Consider the following 17257-nt stretch of genomic DNA (forward strand, 5'->3'; position numbering starts at 1 on the left):
CGGCCCCCTGACGTGTCGTGGGGGGGGGCGGTGGGGGGGGGTCCCCGGGGGGGCTGCCCCGGCGCCGCGCTCCCCGGGTCTTGGCCCCTCGCGACCGGCCGGTCGCGAGGGCCCTCCTCTTCCTCGTCGCTCTTCCTGTGCGGCGCTCAGGCCGCCCTGCTGCCCCCTTCGGAGGGGCGGCGGTGGCGGCCGAGCGGTTGTGCTGCCGAGTCGTCCGTCGCCACACCCCCTCGGTGCTTTCCGGAGCCGCCGGCTCCGGCCCCTGGTGCGTCCGCCCCCGGCGGACGCGTCTGGGTCGTGTCGGATCGCGCCTCAGACATCTGGGAAGTCACCCCGTTGTGATCGCTTATGTGCTGGTGTCCGGGGCTCTCGCACCACCGCCGGGAACGGTCACCCCCGGCGACCGCGGTGCGCGGTCGCGTGAGATCCCCGGGCCAACTCTAGTCAGGTGCCGTACGCCCCACGAGAGGCGCCTGCCCCAGAGGAACCGGTTTACACACAGGAGGAGGCGCCAGGGCGGCGGAGGGTTGCCTACCGCTTTCCGCGCGGCCCGCCGGGGCGGCGCCCTCGGCGGGCTCCCCGTCGGCGGGGGCCGTCAGGAGCGCCACCGCGCAGGCCGTCTCCCCGTCCGCGTACGGCAGTTTGAGCACGCCCTCGCGCGACCAGATCCCGCTGCCCGCCAGCCAGCCCTCGGGCACGGCCAGCTGGTGCAGCCGACGGCCCGAGGGGCGCCAGATCCCGGCCCAGGTCCCCGCCGCCCCGTCGATCCGCAGGGCCACCGCGCAGCTCTCCGGCATCAGCGTCTGCCCCGGCTGCACCGCGAACGGCGTCACGGCGGCGTCCGGCAGCCGCAGGCACTCCGGGAACCGCACCGGCAGGCAGCTGCCCAGCACCCCCCAGCCGAGCCGGTCGTGCCCCGGCGCGTCGGAACGGATCAGCAGCAGACCGCTGTCCGGATCGGCGAGCAGCAGCCGGTCGTCGCTGTCCGGCGTGATCTGGAGCAGGGGCGTCATCTCGGACCCGCGCCCCAGGTCCACCGCGACCGCCTTCACCGGGCCGCCGCCCGCCGGTTCGCGGTCCAGGCCCAGCAGCCGGCCCGCCCGGTCCAGCCAGACCCCGCCGGAACAGTGCCCGGGCAGGTCCGCGAGGTGTTCCGGCCCGAACGTGCCGCCCGCCACCCGCCAGAGCCCGGTGGAGTACGCGCCGGGGGACAGGGCGTAGGCGCTGACGCCGTCCGGTGACGGGGGCAGCAGGGTCAGCCCGTCGCACGCGACCGCGCCCAGCGGGAGTTCACCGGTGCCGGGCCCGGTCGGGTAGAGCAGCGAGAAGGCGTGCCGGCCGGCGACCCGGCGCCGGATCAGCACCCGCCCGTCGGCGAGCGGCAGCACCTGCGAGTCGGCCTCCTCCGGCTGGTCCAGCGGAAGCGGTACGGCGTACGGCTCGGGGCCGTCCAGCGTCCAGCGCTCCGCGTACCAGGCGGCCCCGGCCCTCGTACCGGTGGTGTCACGGGCGGCCGTGAGACGCGCCGCGTAGGCGCCGTCCGCGGTGATCGTGAACGCGGGCAGGACCGATTCGCCTGGGGCCGGCTCCCTCGGCTGCGGCGCATCCGCCGCGCCGCCGGCCGGATCCGGCGCCTCCTCGGCTCCGGCCGGTTCGTCGGACTCCGACTCCACCGTCTCGCCGGTTCCGGCCGCCTCCGCGGTCCCGTCCTCGATGGCACAGGCAGTCATCGACTCGTCACCTCCGGCAACCGAAGCTAGTTATCGCACTTGCTGCCGAACAACACGAGCCGTGCCACTTCACACATAAGGGTGGTGATGCCCGGGTTCGCCTGAGAAGACGGGGGTGGTTGTGCCTGCGGGGTTAAGGGTGTCTAAGGTAAGGCATTCCTAAGTGTCATCTGTGTAACCCCCGACTGGAGCAAGTGATGTCCCTTCGTCGCCGCGGCACCGCCGCAGTCGGCCTGGCCGTAGTGGCCGCCCTGTCCCTCTCCGCCTGCGGGAGCGACGACGGCACCTCCGGCGCCTCGGGCAAGTCCGGGTCCGGCGGCGACAAGAAGGCCGCGGTGGCGACGGGCGGCAAGGACTTCGGCGACGCGGCGAAGAAGACCGCGGCGTACGGCACCGACGCCCCGGCCGGCACGTTCCCCCGTACCGTCACGCACGCCATGGGCACAACCGAACTCAAGGCCGCCCCGAAGCGGGTCGTCGTCCTCGACGTCGGCGAGTTCGACAACGTCGTCTCGCTGGGGGTGAAGCCGGTGGGCTACGCCCCCTCCGAGGGCGACGCGGCGATTCCGTCGTACCTGAAGAAGGACGCGGGCGACCCCAGGAGCGTCGGCACGATCAACAACCTCAACCTCGAGGCGATCGCCGCGCTCAAGCCCGACCTCATCCTCGGCAGCCAGCTGCGCGCCGCGGACAAGTACGACGAGCTGTCCAAGATCGCGCCGACCGTGTTCTCCATCCGTCCGGGCTTCACCTGGAAGGAGAACTACCTCCTCAACGCCGCGGCGCTCGACAAGACCGCCAAGGCGAAGTCGGCGCTCGGCGCCTACGAGACGAACGCGAAGAAGCTCGGCGAGGACATCGGCCCGGACAAGCCGACCATCTCCATGGTCCGCTACCTCCCGGACAAGATCCGCCTCTACGCCAAGGCCTCCTTCATCGGCACCATCCTCGACGACGCCGGCCTGCCGCGGCCCGAGAACCAGCGGATCGACGAGCTCGCCGCGGAGATCAGCCCGGAGAAGATCGACGAGGCGGACGCCGACTGGATCTTCACCGGCGTGTACGGCGACGTGAAGGCCACCGAGCGCGACACGGCCCAGGCCAACCCGCTGTGGAAGAACCTCACGGCAGTCAAGGAGGGCCGGGCCAAGAACGTCTCCGACGAGACCTGGTACCTCGGCCTCGGCGTCACGGCCGCGAACCTGGTCCTCGACGACCTGCGCGCGGACCTCGTCAAGTAGCGGCCCCGCGCCCGGCGGGCGGCGGGCTCGCACGGGTGGCGGGCCCGTGCCCGGGGCGGCGGCCTCGCAGTCGCCCGGCGCGGCGCCGCGCCGCGCCGCGACGGTCCGGGGCGTCAGGGGGCGCGGATCGGACCGTCACGCCGCATGACCGGCCGGCGGCCCGATGTCACCGGTCCGACCGGCCATGGGATGCGGGGCACGGCGGCCAGGTAGCCTTTGCTCCGTGCCCCGTCTGTCTGAAGTCATCGCCGAGCTCGACGCCCTGTGGCCGCCCGAGCGGGCCGAAGGATGGGACGCGGTCGGCACCGTCTGCGGTGACCCGGACGCCGAGGTCGACCGGGTGCTCTTCGCCGTCGACCCCGTGCGGGCGATCGCCGACGAGGCGAGGGAAATCGGCGCCCAGCTGATCGTCACCCATCACCCGCTCTACCTGCGCGGGACGACGACGGTCGCGGCCGGCACCTTCAAGGGCCGGGTCGTGCACACCCTCATCAAGCACGACATCGCGCTGCACGTCGCCCACACCAACGCGGACTCCGCGGACCCCGGCGTCTCCGACGCCCTGGCCGACGCCCTCGACCTGCGCGTGGAGCGGCCCCTGGTCCCGGACCCCACGGACCGGGCCGGCCGCCGCGGCCTCGGGCGGATCTGCACGCTCGACCACCCCGAGACCCTCGGCGCGTTCGCCGCCCGTGCCGCCGCCCGGCTGCCCGCCACCGCGCAGGGCATCCGCCTCGCCGGCGACCCGGAGGCCCTCGTGCGGACCGTCGCGGTGAGCGGCGGATCGGGCGACAGCCTCTTCGACGCGGTGCGCGGGGCGGGCGTGGACGCCTTCCTCACCGCGGACCTGCGCCACCACCCGGCCTCCGAGGCCGTCCAGCACTCGCCGCTCGGCCTGGTCGATGCCGCACACTGGGCCACCGAGTGGCCGTGGTGCGAGCAGGCCGCCACGCAGCTCGACGCGATTTCCGACCGCCACGGATGGGACCTGCGGGTCCACGTCTCGAAGCAGGTCACCGACCCCTGGACCACCCACCACTCTTCTGGAGCCCCCAACTGAACGCCGCGCCCGCCGACCAGATCCGACTCCTCGACGTCCAGGCCCTCGACCAGCGTCTCTCCCAGCTCGCGCACCGGCGCAGGTCCCTGCCCGAGCACGCCGAGATCGAGTCGCTCACGGCCGACCTCGCCCAGCTCCGTGACCTCCTCGTCGCCTCGACGACCGAGGAGAGCGACACCGCCCGCGAGCAGACCAAGGCGGAGCACGACGTCGACCAGGTGCGCCAGCGCGCCGCCCGCGACCAGCAGCGCCTGGACTCCGGCGCGGTCACCTCGCCCAAGGACCTGGAGAGCCTCCAGCGCGAGATCGTCTCCCTCGCCAAGCGCCAGGGCGACCTGGAGGACGTCGTCCTCGAGGTCATGGAACGCCGCGAGTCCGCCCAGGAGCGGGTCGCCGAGCTGACCGACCGGGTCTCCGCCGTGCAGGCCAAGGTCGACGACGCCACCGCCCGCCGCGACGCCGCGACGCAGGAGCTCGACGCGGAGACCGCGACGGTCACCAAGGAGCGCGAGGTCGTCGCCGGTTCCGTTCCCGCGGACCTGCTGAAGCTGTACGACAAGCTCAGCGCCCAGCAGGGCGGGGTGGGCGCCGCCCGCCTCTACCAGCGCCGCTGCGAGGGCTGCCGGCTGGAGCTCAACATCACCGAGGTCAACGACGTGAAGGCCGCGTCCCCCGACACGGTGCTGCGCTGCGAGAACTGCCACCGCATCCTGGTCCGCACCGCGGACTCGGGTCTGTAATGACGCGGCCGCGCCAGTTCGTCGTCGAGGCCGACGGCGGCTCCCGGGGCAACCCGGGGCCCGCCGGTTACGGCGCGGTCGTCATCGACCCGGCGACGGGGGAGACCCTGGCCGAGGCCGCCGAGTACATCGGCGTCGCGACGAACAACGTCGCGGAGTACAAGGGCCTCATCGCCGGACTCCGCGCCGTGCGCGCGCTGCTGCCGGACGGGCCGGCGGACGACGGTCCGCAGGTCCGCGTCCGGATGGACTCCAAGCTGGTCGTCGAGCAGATGTCGGGCCGCTGGAAGATCAAGCACCCCGACATGAAGCCGCTCGCCGCCGAGGCCGCCCGCGTCCTGCCGGCGTCCGCCGTCACGTACGAGTGGATCCCGCGCGAGAAGAACAAGCACGCGGACCGGCTGGCCAACGAGGCGATGGACGCGGGCAAGCGCGGCAGGCAGTGGGAGCCCTCGTCCTCGACGGCGGACCTCGACACCCCGAGGTCCTCGGTGGCCGCCGCCCTGCCACCGGTCTCCGGACCGCCCGGCGACGCGGCGGCCGGTGCGGCGAGGGCCAGGGCGGCGCTGAACCGCCCCGCTCCCTCGGCCGCTGCCACGCCGCAGGTCGGCTGGGGCGCCGCCCCGGACCTCGGAACGCCCGCCACCTTCGTGCTGCTCCGCCACGGCGAGACCGCCCTCACCCCCGAGAAGCGGTTCTCCGGCAGCGGCGGCAGCGACCCCGAGCTCTCCGCCGTCGGCCGCGGGCAGGCCGAGCGCGCCGCCGACGCCTTCGCCGCCCGGGGGACGGTCCAGGAGATCGTCAGCTCCCCGCTGCGCCGCTGCCGCGAGACGGCCGGTGCGGTCGCGGCCCGGCTGGGGCTGGAGGTCCGGATCGAGGAAGGGCTGCGCGAGACGGACTTCGGCGCCTGGGAGGGGCTGACGTTCGGCGACGTCCGGGAACGGTACGGCGCCGATCTGGACGCCTGGCTCGCCTCCGCGAAGGCGGCCCCCACCGGAGGCGGCGAGAGCTTCGCCGAGGTGGCCCGCCGCGTCGCCGCCACCCGCGACCGCCTCGTCACCCGCTACGCCGGCCGCACGGTCCTCGTCGTCACGCACGTGACGCCCATCAAGACCCTCGTCCGGCTGGCGCTGGGCGCACCGCCGGAGTCGCTGTTCCGGATGGAGCTGTCGGCGGCGTCCGTGTCGGCGGTGGCCTATTACGCGGACGGCAACGCCTCCGTACGGCTGCTCAACGACACCTCCCACCTGCGCTAACGCCGGGCCGGCCACATGCCGGCCGCACGGGGTGCGTTGCCCGGCGCGGGTGAGCGCGGGGCAGGCGGTCGGAAGTCTCCGCAGGGGCGCCTGCCCCGCCCGCAGACGGCGGCCGGGAGAGGAGCCCGAAGCCGGGCCCGGACAGCACCCGGCCCCATCGGCCGGGGGGAGGCCGATGGGGCCGGGGCGGCTCCGGCAGGCCGGGGGATTGCCTGCCGGAACCCGGGGATCCCGGAGTCCGGGTCACGTACCTACAAGGTCTCGTGCCCCGGCTGCCGGGGAGCATGCATGCGCATCGCGACGAGTTCGGCGCACCGCGACCGGTGACCGGGCGACCGGCGCGGACGCCCTGACGGAACCCGCCCGCCGTTCTCCGCGGTCTGTGACGCTCAGCCGCGCAGCGCCGCCGCCCCGGCGGCCAGTCGCTCCACCCGGGACCAGTCCCGGGCGGCCACCGCGTCGCCGGGGACCATCCAACTGCCGCCCACGCAGCCGACGTTCGCCAGCGCCAGGTAGGAGGGCGCCGAGGCGAGCGAGATGCCGCCGGTCGGGCAGAACCTGGCCTGGGGGAGCGGGGCGGAGAGGGCCTTCAGATAGGCCGTGCCGCCCGCCGCCTCCGCCGGGAAGAACTTCATCTCGGTGACCCCGCGCTCCAGCAGCGCGACCACCTCGGACGTCGTCGAGACGCCGGGCAGGAACGGCACCGCCGACTCCTTCATCGCGTCCAGCAACGCGTCCGTCCAGCCGGGGCTGACCAGGAACCGGGCGCCCGCGGCCACGGTCTCGGAGACGTTCCGCGCCGAGATCACCGTGCCGGCGCCGACCACCGCGTCCGGCACCTCCGCCGCGATCGCCTTGATGGCGTCCAGGGCGGCGGCGGTCCGCAGCGTCACCTCGATCGCCGGGAGCCCGCCCGCGACCAGGGCCCGGGCGAGCGGCACCGCGTCACCGGCGTCCTCCAGCACGACGACGGGCACGACGGGGGCGAGGTCCAGTACGGAGGAGGTCATGGCCTCATCCTGCCCCGCGCACCGCATCACACGCAACGAGCGTTGCGCATGGTGCAACAGCCGGAAGATTGGCGCTCCGGAGCCCCGGGCGTCCGGCCCGGGTCAGTGAATCTCCGTCACCACCACATCGAGCTCCCACGGCCGCCCGGGCCGTGCGGGCGCCCCGGCCTCCACCACGTACCCGAGGTCACGCAGCACCGTCACCAGCTCTTCCGGATCCTTCGGCCCGGCCCCCGCCCGCAGCAGATCGCGGACCATCCGCCCCTTCGTCGCCTTGTTGAAGTGGCTGACCACCGACCGCTTCTCCACCCCGTCCACCAGCTGGGAGTGCAGCACCCGCACGCTCGCCGTGCGCTCCGCCACCGCGCCCTTCGGCTTCCACGCCGCGGTGTACGCGGACGAGCGCAGGTCCAGCACCAGGCCGTCCCCGGCCGCCTCCGGCATGACCTCCGCCATCGGCCCGCGCCAGAACGCCCCCAGCGCGCCGAGCCCCGGCAGCTTCACCCCCATCGAGCAGCGGTACGGCGGAATCCGGTCACCCACCCGCACCGCGCCCCACAGTCCGGAGAAGACCAGCAACGACTTTCCGGCCCGGCGGCGGGCGGCCGTGTCCAGGGAGGCCAGGTCCAAGGCGTCGTACAGCACCCCGGTGTAGAGCTCGCCGGCCGGACGCGCGCCCGCGGTCCGCAGCTCGACGTTCTTCGCGACCTCGCCGCGCAGCCCCTCGCTGAGCCCCAGCACCAAGCGGGCCTTCTCCTCGTCCGCCGCGCACAGCTCCACCAGCCCGTCCAGCACGGCGGCCCGCGCACCGGCCAGACCGGGCAGCGAGAGCGACTCGGGCTTCAGGGGTGCTCCGCGCCCCGAGGCGGCCTTTCCTTCGGAGGGCGGCAACAGCACGAGCACGGCGGTTCTCCTTCGTACGTACGGAAAAAGGGGCCCGGCCCGCGCCCACGCGTCCCCGCGGTGCGGCGCCCGGATCCGTCGAAGCCCCTCGCGCCAGCGTACGGGGAAGCGGCAGCCGGCCAGCCGCCGCCCGGGATGCCGCCCGCCCCGCCCCGCCCTACGCTCGGTCCATGCCCCGCCGCCACCTCCACATGACCGGCGCAGCGGACACCCCCCTGCGGGCGGCCCTGCGCGCGCTGCGCACCGAGCTCGGCCTCCCCGACGGCTTCCCGGCCGACGTACGGGCCGAAGCGGCCGAAGCGGCGCGGAACCCGGTGGTCTCCGGGCACGAGGACGCCACGGATCTGCCCTTCCTCACCATCGACCCGCCCGGTTCCACCGACCTCGACCAGGCGATGCACCTGGAACGCCGGACCCACGGCTACCGCGTGCACTACGCCATCGCCGACGTCGCGGCCTTCGTACGCCCCGGCGGCGCGCTCGACGCCGAGGCCCATCGCCGGGTGAACACCCTCTACTTCCCCGACGGCAAGGTGCCGCTCCACCCCGAAACGCTCTCCGAGGGCGCTGCCAGCCTCCTGCCCGGCGAGACCCGCCCGGCCGTGCTCTGGGAGATCGACCTCGACGCGGAGGGCCGCGCCGTCGCCACCCGGGTGCGCCGGGCCCTCGTACGCAGCCGCGCCAAGCTCGACTACGCGGGCGTGCAGCGGCAGATCGACACGGGCACCGCCGAGGAGCCCCTCGCGCTGCTCAAGGACATCGGCACGCTGCGCGAGGAACAGGAGATCGCCCGCGGCGGCATCTCCCTCGACGTGCCCGAACAGGAGATCGTCGAGCGGGACGGCGCCTACGGCCTCGACTACCGCGCCCCGCTCCCCGCCGACGGCTGGAACGCCCAGATCTCACTGCTCACCGGCATGGCCGCGGCCCGGCTGATGCGGGAGGCCGGCACCGGCATCCTGCGTACGCTCCCGGTCGCTCCCGACGGCGCGGTGGCCCGCCTGCGCCGCTCGGCCGAGGCCCTGCACATCGACTGGCCGCACCACGTGCCGTACGCGCAGGTCGTCCGCTCCCTCGACCCGCGAAGGACCACCCACGCGGCCTTCCTCCAGGAGTGCACCACGCTGCTGCGCGGCGCCGGCTACACCGTCTTCGAGAACGGCGCGCTGCCCACCCCCGCGGTGCACGCCGCCGTCGCCGACCTCTACACGCACTGCACCGCACCGCTGCGCCGCCTCGTCGACCGGTACGCGGCCGAACTGTGCGTCGCCGCCGCCGCGGAGCACGATCCGCCCGAGTGGGTCCTGACCGCGCTGCCCGGCCTGCCCGCGGAGATGGCGGACGGCACCCGGCGCGCCAACACGGTGGAACGCGAATGCGTCGACCTCGTCGAGGCGGCGCTGCTCAAGGACCGGGTCGGCTCGGTCTTCGACGCGTACGTGGTGGACGTGAAGGAGCGGGAGCCGACCACCGGCACCGTCCACATCGAGGACCCGGCGATCGTCGCCCGCATCGAGGGCGGCACCACCGCACTTCCCCTGGGGGAGCGGCTGCGGGTCCGGCTCACCCAGGCGGACCCGGGATCGTCGAAGGTGCTGTTCGCGCCGGCGTAAGGCGCGCGACCGCGGGGCAGGGATCCCCGGTGGGGAACGCGGACCCCGCCCGGCTGCCTCCCGCCGCCGGGCGGCCGCACGAAGCCCAGCGGCGCGGCCGGCCCGACCGTCTCGTACGATCGCGCCTTCGGCCCCGCACCCCGGGCCCGCAGGAACAGGAGGACCGGCATGACCGATCTCGCGGCCCCGCCCGCCACCGATCGCGCCCGCCAGATCCTCGCCGCCGCGCGCACCCTGCTGGAGCGAGAGGGCCCGGAGGCCCTCACGATGCGCCGCCTCGCCGGAAGCGTGGGCATCACGGCACCCTCGCTCTACAAGCACTTCCCGGACAAGTCCTCCGTGGTGAACGCCCTGGCCGACGCGATGCTCCGGGAGACGGCCGAGGCGCTCGAAGCCGCCGAGGCCACGGCCCCCGGTTCCTTCCCGGCGCTGGCCGCCGCGTACCGCACCCACGCTCTGGCCCACCCCCACCTCTACCGGCTCACCACCGGCCACCCCCTCCGGCAGGAACTGGAGGAACGCGCCGCGGCACCCCTCTTCCGCGCCCTCGCCGGCGACGAGGGGCTCGCCAGGGCGGCCTGGGCCTTCGCCCACGGGATGGTCGCGATGGAACTCAACGGCCGCTTCCCGGCGGAATCCGACGTCTCGGCGGCCTGGACGGCGGGGATCGCGGCCTTCGCCCCGGTCCGCCTCTGACACCCGCGCGCCGTCCTGTGCCCATCGGGGGTACACCTCTCATCTCGGGGACGGCGGATCCCCCGATGAGGTGATCACCCGTTCCCCGCTCGTCCAAGCCGGCCGCCGACCGCACGGGCAAGCGGCCCTTCGCGCTCGATCTGGAGACCGGGGCGTTCATCTGAGGCGCCCGCTCGCCCTGTCGGCCGGCCCCGGCCGGGCGGGTAGCATGGGCCCCACGGCAGACGAGCCGGGCGGACGGCCGCGTGAGGATCTTCGGACCCTCCCGAGGAACGTCCGGGCTCCACAGGGCAGGGTGATGGCTAACGGCCACCCGGGGTGACCCGCGGGACAGTGCCACAGAAAACAGACCGCCTGGGACTCCGGTCCCCGGTAAGGGTGAAACGGTGGTGTAAGAGACCACCAGCGCCTGAGGCGACTCAGGCGGCTAGGTAAACCCCACCCGGAGCAAGGTCAAGAGGGGCCGTCGCAAGGCGGCCCTGCGCGAACGTTCGAGGGCGGCCCGCCCGAGTTCGCGGGTAGACCGCACGAGACCGGCAGCAATGCCGGTCCTAGATGGATGGCCGTCTCCCCGGCCGCCGCGAGGTGACCGGGCGACAGAACCCGGCGTACAGCCCGACTCGTCTGCCGTACCCATTCTCCGACTTCTGGCCGCCAGCAAAACCACCGGTCAGAGGTCTCTTCTGTCATCACCCTGCCGTGGAAATTCACCTGAAAAAGGGTCGACCGGGCTCCGCGCGTCGATATCCGCGCGGTTATGTCGCCGCGCTGGAGAAAAGAAATAAGCGGAGCGAGTGGGGTCCGAGGTTATGGCCCGCGTCGCATTCTCGCTCTCACCGCTTACGTCCCACTGGCGTCCCGCTCACGTTTCGCTGACGTTTCGCTGACGTTTCGCTTACGTGGTGCCCCTGGACTGCGTGCCGGTGAAAAGGCTCCCGATCGGGCTTGCCCGGACCTGGGCATTCGGTACAGCATGGCCGCCTCGCGGGACGTCCGCACACCGGAAGTCCTGGGGGAGCGAGCCGTGGCGGCAGGGCCTGTTCCGGGTCAGGCCAGTGACGCGGCGCGTGCGGGGTCGATGGCGTGCTGGAGCGGCTCGGCCCGGACGAAGCGGCGGAGTTCGTCGAGCACGAGCTGTCCGAGGCGGTGGCGTTCGGCGCCCAGCGCGCCGCCGAGGTGTGGTGTCAGGACGACGTTGGGAAGGGTGAAAAGTGGCGAATCGTGGGCCGGGGGCTCGGGATGCGTGACGTCGAGTACGGCCGTGAGGTCCGGCCTGGCGCGCAGGACCCGCGCGGCGGCCGGCTCGTCGATCAGCGCGCCCCGCGCGGTGTTGATCAGAGTCGCGCCCGGACCCAGGGAGTTCAGCAGGCGTGCTCCGATCGTGCCGCGGGTCTCCGGCAGGAGCGGGGCGTGGAGGCTGACGACGTGACAGGTGGCGAAGAGTTCCTCGGCCGAGACCAGTCGTACGCCCGCCTGCCGGGCGGTGTCCGGGGAGGCGACGGGATCCGTGGCGAGGACCTCGACGTCGAAGCGGGCGAGGTGGGCGGCGACCAGCCGGCCGATGTGACCGAGCCCCAACAGGCCCACCCGTGACCGGTAGGCGCCGGGGACGTCGGGATCGCGGGGGAAGCGGCGGCTGCTCGCCACCTCCCGCGCGATGCGGTGGGTCTGCTTCAGCCCGAGGAGCACCTGGGCGAGGGTGAACTCCGCCACCGGGACGGCGTTGGCCGCGGCGGCGGAGACGATCGGGATGCCGCGCGCCCAGAAGGCGGGCGTGGTCAGGTGCCGGACGGAACCCGCCGCGACGAGCACGGCCCGCAGTCCGGTGGCATGCGACAGGAAGGCGGTGTCGAGGACGGGGGCGCCCCAGCCCGTGAGCAGGACGTCGACCCCCCTCAGCACCTCGGGGTCCTCGTCGAGTTCCTGCCGGGTGAGGGGCGGTCGCTGCAAGTGCGCGAGCCGGCCGATCCCGGCCAGGACCTCGGGCGGATACACGTCCGCCCGGCGTTCTTCCTCCATGACCAGCAGGGCTGAGAGTGCGGGGGCCGGTGCGTTCACGTCGGGTCGGTCTCCTCTGGCCTGGCCGAGGCGGACCGACAGCCGGACGGCTGCGTTCCCTGCTCGGGCATGGGGACAAATGTCTGACTGGATGTCGTGGATTGGTGTGGCCTGTTCGCTACTCCGTGCGGAGGCTCGCAGGGACCATACATCGGATCACTGAACAGGTTGTACGTAAAGCTCGGATGTCCGGTCTTCGGCGCTCCGGGCGGTTCGCCCCCTGTACAGGCAGGATTGAGGGGGTGTCAGGGGCTGGTATGGGCAAAGCAGGTGCGCCGACCCGTCGACGTGTTTTGTATTCATCGGACTATTGACCCCGGATTCGGACCCCGTTACCGTCCCAGCAAGCGCTTTCCAGGCCAACTGTGATGCGGCGAAAACGGGAGTTGTCATGCAGAGATCGCGATGGGTCGGTGCCGGAGTTCTCGCCTCGGCACTGGTGCTCACCAGCTGTACGTCCGGGCCTGCGGGAGTGGATGCCAAGCAGAACTCCAAGGCGCCTCTGGAGCTCTGGACCAGGACGACACCGGGCGGACCGGGGGAGCAGGGGGCGCTCAAGCTCGCCGCCGCCTTCGAGAAGGCCACGGGCTACAAGGTCGAGGTCACCGCCATCTTCGACGACTTCGAGACCAAGCTGCAGCAGCGGGCGGCCCAGAAGAAGCTCCCCGACATCGTCATGAACGACGTGACGCAGCTCGGAGCCATGCACAGCCAGGGTCTGCTCCGGGAGATCGACCTGGACAAGATCAAGGACAGCAAGCAGATCATCGGCCAGGGGCTGGACTCCGGGAAGAGCGTGGACGGCAAGCAGTACGGCCTGCCGTACTCGGCCCAGGCGTCCGCGCTGCTCATCCGCAAGGACTGGCGGCAGAAGCTGAAGCTCGACGTCCCGGAGAACTGGGACGACTTCGCCGCGATGGCGAAGGCCTTCACCACCCAGGACCCCGACGGCGACGGCAGGAAGAACACCGCCGGCCTCGCCGCCCCGCTGTCCACCAAACGCGGGTACGCCTCCTGGTACTTCTCCAACTTCCTCTGGGCCGCGGGCGGCGACTTCATCACCGAGACCGGCAAGGGCACGTACAAGCCCGCGATGACCACGCAGGCGTCGGTCGAGGCCATGCAGTGGTTCCGTGACCTCGGCTGCAAGACCAAGGCCATCCAGCCCGGCGCCGTGACCATGGACACCCCGCCGACGAACGAGACGTTCGAGGCGGGGAAGGCCGGCATGTTCGTCGTCGGCCCGTACCTGCTGCCCCGCTTCGACGAGACCCTCGGCAAGGACACGTACGAGGTCGTGCCGATGCCCAAGGGGCCGAAGGACGCCACCGTCCTCGCCGAGGGCGGCTCGGTCTACCTGATGGCCGGCTCCGACAACCAGGCCGGCCAGGACGCCTTCGCCGGCTTCGCCGTCTCCGCCGAGGGCCAGAAGACGGGCATGGCGGGCGCCACCGGGTACACCGTGCAGCTGCCCGTCAACAAGACCGTCGACATCACCCAGGTGCGCCCCGACCCCCGCTGGAAGACCTACGCCCAGGCGTACCAGGACTCCGGGCGGTACGCGCCCTCCATCCCCAACTGGACCCCGGTGCGCCAGGCGACGGCGGACACCGTGAACGCGCTCATGGCCGACTGCGGCCTGGACACCAAGGCCGAGCTGGGGGAGCTGGACAAGCAGCTCGCCGACATCCTCGAGGAGCAGGGGATCGCCGCGTCATGACCCTCGACCAGGCGGAACCGGCCGCCCTGGCGTCGGCCGGCTCCGCCCCCCGGAAATCGGGCCGCCCGGGCGGCGGGGTCACCGGACGCCCGGGGCGCAGCCGCAGATCGGGCCGGTGGTGGACGCCCTGGCTGTTCCTCGCCCCCGCACTGCTCCTCTTCCTGTACTTCAAGTTCATCCCCATGGCCAGCGCACTGACCATGTCCTTCCAGGAGGTTCAGCCCTACCTGGGGAACAAGTGGGTCGGCACCGAGAACTACGCCACGGTGCTCCAGTCCCACGGATTCCGCGAGGCCGCGTGGCACACGGTCGTCCTCGCCGCCGGTCAGACGGCCGGCTCGATGGCACTGGGCCTCGCGCTCGCCCTGCTGATGGAGGGGCAGAGCCGCCGGCTCGGATTCGTGCGCTCCGCGGCCTTCCTTCCGGTCGTGGTGCCCCTCGCGGTCGTCGCCGAACTGTGGCGGATCATGTACCACCCGACCGGGGACGGCATGCTCAACTCCCTCCTCGGCCTGGTGGGACTGGGCCCGTCGGGGTTCATCAACGACCCCGACACCTCGATGGCCTCCATCATGCTCACCGGCGTCTGGCGGGGCGCCCCCTACGACATGATGATCATCCTCGCCGGTCTGACGAGCGTGGACCGCGGTCTGTACGAGGCCGCGAAGGTCGACGGGGCGTCCAGGCGGCAGCGGGTGTGGCACGTGACCGTGCCCGGCCTGCGGTCGGTCTTCTCGATCCTGTTCATCCTGGCCGCGATCCGCGGACTGCGGGTGTTCACCGAGGTGTTCCTGCTCACCAACGGCGGACCCGACGGCTCCACCGAGGTCGTCATGACCCTCATCTACAAGCTCGGGCTCGAGCAGAACCGGCTCGGCGTCGGAGCGGCGGGAGCGGTCCTGCTGTTCGCCGCGACGCTGATCCTGACCGTCGTCGTCCAGCTGCTGCGGCGGAGGGAGAGCAAGTGAGTGCGCAGACCGAGACCGCGCTGGGCCTGACCGAGAGCCGGAGCGTCGGCGGACGGATCGTCAAGGCCGTCACCTATCTGCTGGTCCTGACCGTGTTCGCGGGGCCCCTGCTGGCCCTGCTCGTCAGTGCCTTCGGCCACGTCAAGGACCCGACCCAGCTGAGCGTCATCCCCTCGGGCGTCACGCTGGACAACTTCAGGATCGCGTTCGACCAGGGGGTGCTCACGTACCTGCTGAACTCGTTCTTCGTGGTCGGCTTCGGGCTGCTGCTCCAGGTGGCCGTCTCCGTCCTCGCGGGCTACGCGCTGGCCCGGAAGGTCTTCCCCGGGATGGCGCTGGTGCTCGTCGCCATTCTGGCGACGCTGATGCTGCCCGAGGAGATCCTGGCCCTGCCGCTGTCCCTGATCCTGGCCGACCTGCCGGTCGTCCACTTCAACCTCATCGGCACCCTCGCCGGAATGATCGTCCCGCTGGGCGCCTGGGGATTCTCCATCCTGGTGATGACCGAGTTCATGAAGGACGTGCCCCGCGAACTCGAGGAGGCCGCCCGCATCGACGGCGCCGGAGACCTGCGGATCTTCGCCCAGATCATCCTCCCGATGTGCAAGCCCGCCCTCGGCGTCATCGGGGTGTTCGGCTTCACCATGATCTGGGACCAGTACCTGCTGCCCCTCCTCGTCTCCACCGACTCCTCCTCGTACACGCTCCCCCTGGCGCTGCGGACCCTGCGGATCGACCCCGCCGTCACCCCCGGAGTGGTGATGGCCGCCTCCCTGCTGGCCCTGCTGCCCTCCGTGATCGTCTTCCTGTTCTTCCAGCGCTCCTTCGTGAGCGGCCTGTCCTCCGGCGCGCTGAAGGGCTGACCCCGCGGAGCCCCGCGCCCCCCCCGCCCCGTGCACGAGAAAGAGCGATGCCCCATGACTCCGAGCCCTGCCCCCACCCCGCAGGCGCACCCGCCCGTGACCCCGGCTCCCGGAGGAGCCCCGGAGACGACCTGGTTCACCACCGCCCGGTTCGGCATGTTCGTCCACTGGGGCCTGTACTCCCTCGCCGCGCGCCACGAGTGGGTCAAGAACCGGGAGAAGCTGACCGACGAGCAGTACCAGGTCTACTTCGACCACTTCGACCCCGACCGCTACGACCCCGTCCGCTGGGCCAGGGCGGCGAAGGCCGCCGGCATGCGGTACGTGGTCCTCACCACCAAGCACCACGACGGCTTCTGCCTGTGGGACAGCGCCCTCACCGCGTACAAGGTCACCAACACCCCGCACGGCCGTGACCTCGTTGGGCCGTTCGTCGAGGCGTGCCGCGCCGAAGGGCTCAAGGTCGGCTTCTACTACTCGCTCATCGACTGGCACCACCCCTCCTTCCCCGTCGACGGCACCCACCCGCAGCGCGACGACGAGGAGTTCAAGGCGGCCCATGCCGACCGGGACATCCGTGACTACCAGCGCTATCTGCACGGCCAGGTCCGTGAACTGCTGACGTCGTTCGGCCGCGTCGACTACCTGTTCTTCGACTTCTCGTACGCCGGGCGCACCTGGTGGGGCGGCAAGGGACCCGACGACTGGGACTCCCCGAAGCTCCTGGAGATGATCCGCGCACTCCAGCCGCACGTCCTCGTCAACGACCGGACCGGCCTTCCCGGGGACTTCGTCACCCCCGAGCAGTACCAGCCCTCCGGCCCCATGACCGAGGACGGGCGCCCCGTGGTCTGGGAGGCCTGCCAGACGCTCAACGGCAGCTGGGGCTACGACCGCGACAACCTCGACCGCAAGAGCGCCGACCTGCTGATCCGGATGCTCGTCGACGGGGTGTCCAAGGGCGGCAACCTGCTGCTCAACGTGGGCCCCACCGGCCGCGGCGATCTCGACCCGCGCGACGCCGAGGTCCTCGGCGAGATCGGCCGGTGGACGGAGCTGCACGAACGGTCGATCCGCGGCTGCGGCCCGTCCGCGTACACCGCGCCCGCCGAATGCCGCTACACCCAGCGCGGCGACCGGCTCTACGTCCACCTCTTCGCATGGCCGCTGCGCCACCTGCACCTGCCCGGCCTCGCCGGCCGGGTGCGGTACGCGCAGCTGCTCGACGACGCGTCCGAGATCATCCCGGTCCACATCGAGCCTGGCCGGCCCGCGCTCAACACCGAGATGGGCGGACAGCCGGCCGGAACGCTCACGCTCCAGATCCCGGTCCGGCGCCCCGACACCCCCGTCCCCGTCATCGAACTGTTCCTGGACACCCCGGCCGACGCCTGAGCCG

14 protein-coding genes and 1 other RNA gene are annotated in these 17257 nt (G+C 72.5%); 11 read left to right on the forward strand and 4 right to left on the reverse strand.

Annotated elements, in window-relative coordinates:
- Nucleotides 1–440: 440 nt before the first annotated feature.
- Nucleotides 441–1730, reverse strand: a complete 1290-nt coding sequence (locus ABZ454_RS30180) for a hypothetical protein (RefSeq protein WP_359542650.1) — start codon at nt 1728–1730, stop codon at nt 441–443.
- Nucleotides 1731–1927: 197 nt separating this feature from the next.
- On the opposite strand from ABZ454_RS30180, the gene ABZ454_RS30185 reads away from it, so the two are divergent.
- The 4 genes from ABZ454_RS30185 (at nt 1928) to ABZ454_RS30200 (ending at nt 6027) form a co-directional block, all read left to right on the forward strand.
- Nucleotides 1928–2971, forward strand: coding sequence for an iron-siderophore ABC transporter substrate-binding protein (locus tag ABZ454_RS30185; protein ID WP_359542652.1), 1044 nt, complete (start codon nt 1928–1930; stop codon nt 2969–2971).
- Between the two features lie 223 nt (nt 2972–3194).
- The gene (locus ABZ454_RS30190) at nt 3195–4031 is read left to right on the forward strand and encodes a Nif3-like dinuclear metal center hexameric protein (protein ID WP_359542654.1); all 837 of its coding nucleotides are present in this window, start codon (nt 3195–3197) and stop codon (nt 4029–4031) included.
- Nucleotides 4028–4771: a C4-type zinc ribbon domain-containing protein gene (locus ABZ454_RS30195; RefSeq protein ID WP_356322194.1), complete on the forward strand. Its 744-nt coding sequence runs from the start codon at nt 4028–4030 to the stop codon at nt 4769–4771. The genes ABZ454_RS30190 and ABZ454_RS30195 overlap by 4 nt, the downstream gene beginning before the upstream one ends.
- The gene (locus ABZ454_RS30200; protein WP_359542656.1) at nt 4771–6027 is read left to right on the forward strand and encodes a bifunctional RNase H/acid phosphatase; all 1257 of its coding nucleotides are present in this window, start codon (nt 4771–4773) and stop codon (nt 6025–6027) included. Before ABZ454_RS30195 ends, ABZ454_RS30200 begins: the two co-directional genes overlap by 1 nt.
- Before the next feature lie 389 nt (nt 6028–6416).
- Here the strand turns inward: ABZ454_RS30200 and eda are convergent, their stop codons facing one another.
- Together eda and yaaA are read right to left on the reverse strand one after the other, a co-directional pair.
- Nucleotides 6417–7037, reverse strand: a complete 621-nt coding sequence (eda, locus tag ABZ454_RS30205) for a bifunctional 4-hydroxy-2-oxoglutarate aldolase/2-dehydro-3-deoxy-phosphogluconate aldolase (protein ID WP_359542657.1) — start codon at nt 7035–7037, stop codon at nt 6417–6419.
- A gap of 102 nt (nt 7038–7139) precedes the next feature.
- Nucleotides 7140–7940 (reverse strand): peroxide stress protein YaaA, encoded by an 801-nt coding sequence (gene yaaA, locus ABZ454_RS30210; protein ID WP_359542659.1) that lies wholly within the window; start codon nt 7938–7940, stop codon nt 7140–7142.
- 170 nt (nt 7941–8110) lie between these two features.
- Here yaaA and ABZ454_RS30215 point away from each other — a divergent pair, with 170 nt between their 5' ends.
- The 3 genes from ABZ454_RS30215 to rnpB all read left to right on the forward strand — a co-directional run bounded on the left by ABZ454_RS30215 (nt 8111) and on the right by rnpB (nt 10876).
- Nucleotides 8111–9553, forward strand: coding sequence for an RNB domain-containing ribonuclease (locus tag ABZ454_RS30215; RefSeq protein WP_359542661.1), 1443 nt, complete (start codon nt 8111–8113; stop codon nt 9551–9553).
- A 168-nt stretch (nt 9554–9721) separates the two neighbouring features.
- Nucleotides 9722–10249 carry a TetR/AcrR family transcriptional regulator gene (locus tag ABZ454_RS30220; RefSeq protein WP_359542663.1) on the forward strand — a complete coding sequence of 176 codons (528 nt, stop codon included), beginning with the start codon at nt 9722–9724 and terminating at the stop codon, nt 10247–10249.
- A gap of 225 nt (nt 10250–10474) precedes the next feature.
- An RNA gene (rnpB, locus tag ABZ454_RS30225) (RNase P RNA component class A) lies at nt 10475–10876 on the forward strand.
- Between the two features lie 420 nt (nt 10877–11296).
- On the opposite strand, the gene ABZ454_RS30230 is transcribed toward rnpB, so the two are convergent.
- Nucleotides 11297–12307 (reverse strand): hydroxyacid dehydrogenase, encoded by a 1011-nt coding sequence (locus tag ABZ454_RS30230; protein WP_359542666.1) that lies wholly within the window; start codon nt 12305–12307, stop codon nt 11297–11299.
- A gap of 391 nt (nt 12308–12698) precedes the next feature.
- Between ABZ454_RS30230 and ABZ454_RS30235 the strand changes: the two genes are divergently transcribed.
- The 4 genes from ABZ454_RS30235 to ABZ454_RS30250 are packed head-to-tail and all read left to right on the forward strand — an operon-like array spanning nt 12699 to nt 17253.
- Nucleotides 12699–14027 (forward strand): sugar ABC transporter substrate-binding protein, encoded by a 1329-nt coding sequence (locus ABZ454_RS30235; protein ID WP_359542667.1) that lies wholly within the window; start codon nt 12699–12701, stop codon nt 14025–14027.
- Entirely contained in the window at nt 14024–14995 is a 972-nt protein-coding gene (locus tag ABZ454_RS30240; RefSeq protein ID WP_359542669.1) for a sugar ABC transporter permease, read from the forward strand. Before ABZ454_RS30235 ends, ABZ454_RS30240 begins: the two co-directional genes overlap by 4 nt.
- Nucleotides 14992–15858 (forward strand): carbohydrate ABC transporter permease, encoded by an 867-nt coding sequence (locus tag ABZ454_RS30245; protein ID WP_356322181.1) that lies wholly within the window; start codon nt 14992–14994, stop codon nt 15856–15858. Before ABZ454_RS30240 ends, ABZ454_RS30245 begins: the two co-directional genes overlap by 4 nt.
- A gap of 54 nt (nt 15859–15912) precedes the next feature.
- Nucleotides 15913–17253, forward strand: coding sequence for an alpha-L-fucosidase (locus ABZ454_RS30250; RefSeq protein ID WP_359542671.1), 1341 nt, complete (start codon nt 15913–15915; stop codon nt 17251–17253).
- Nucleotides 17254–17257: the final 4 nt, after the last annotated feature.

The sequence above is a fragment of the Streptomyces sp. NPDC005803 genome, from assembly GCF_040630435.1.
Taxonomy (GTDB): domain Bacteria; phylum Actinomycetota; class Actinomycetes; order Streptomycetales; family Streptomycetaceae; genus Streptomyces.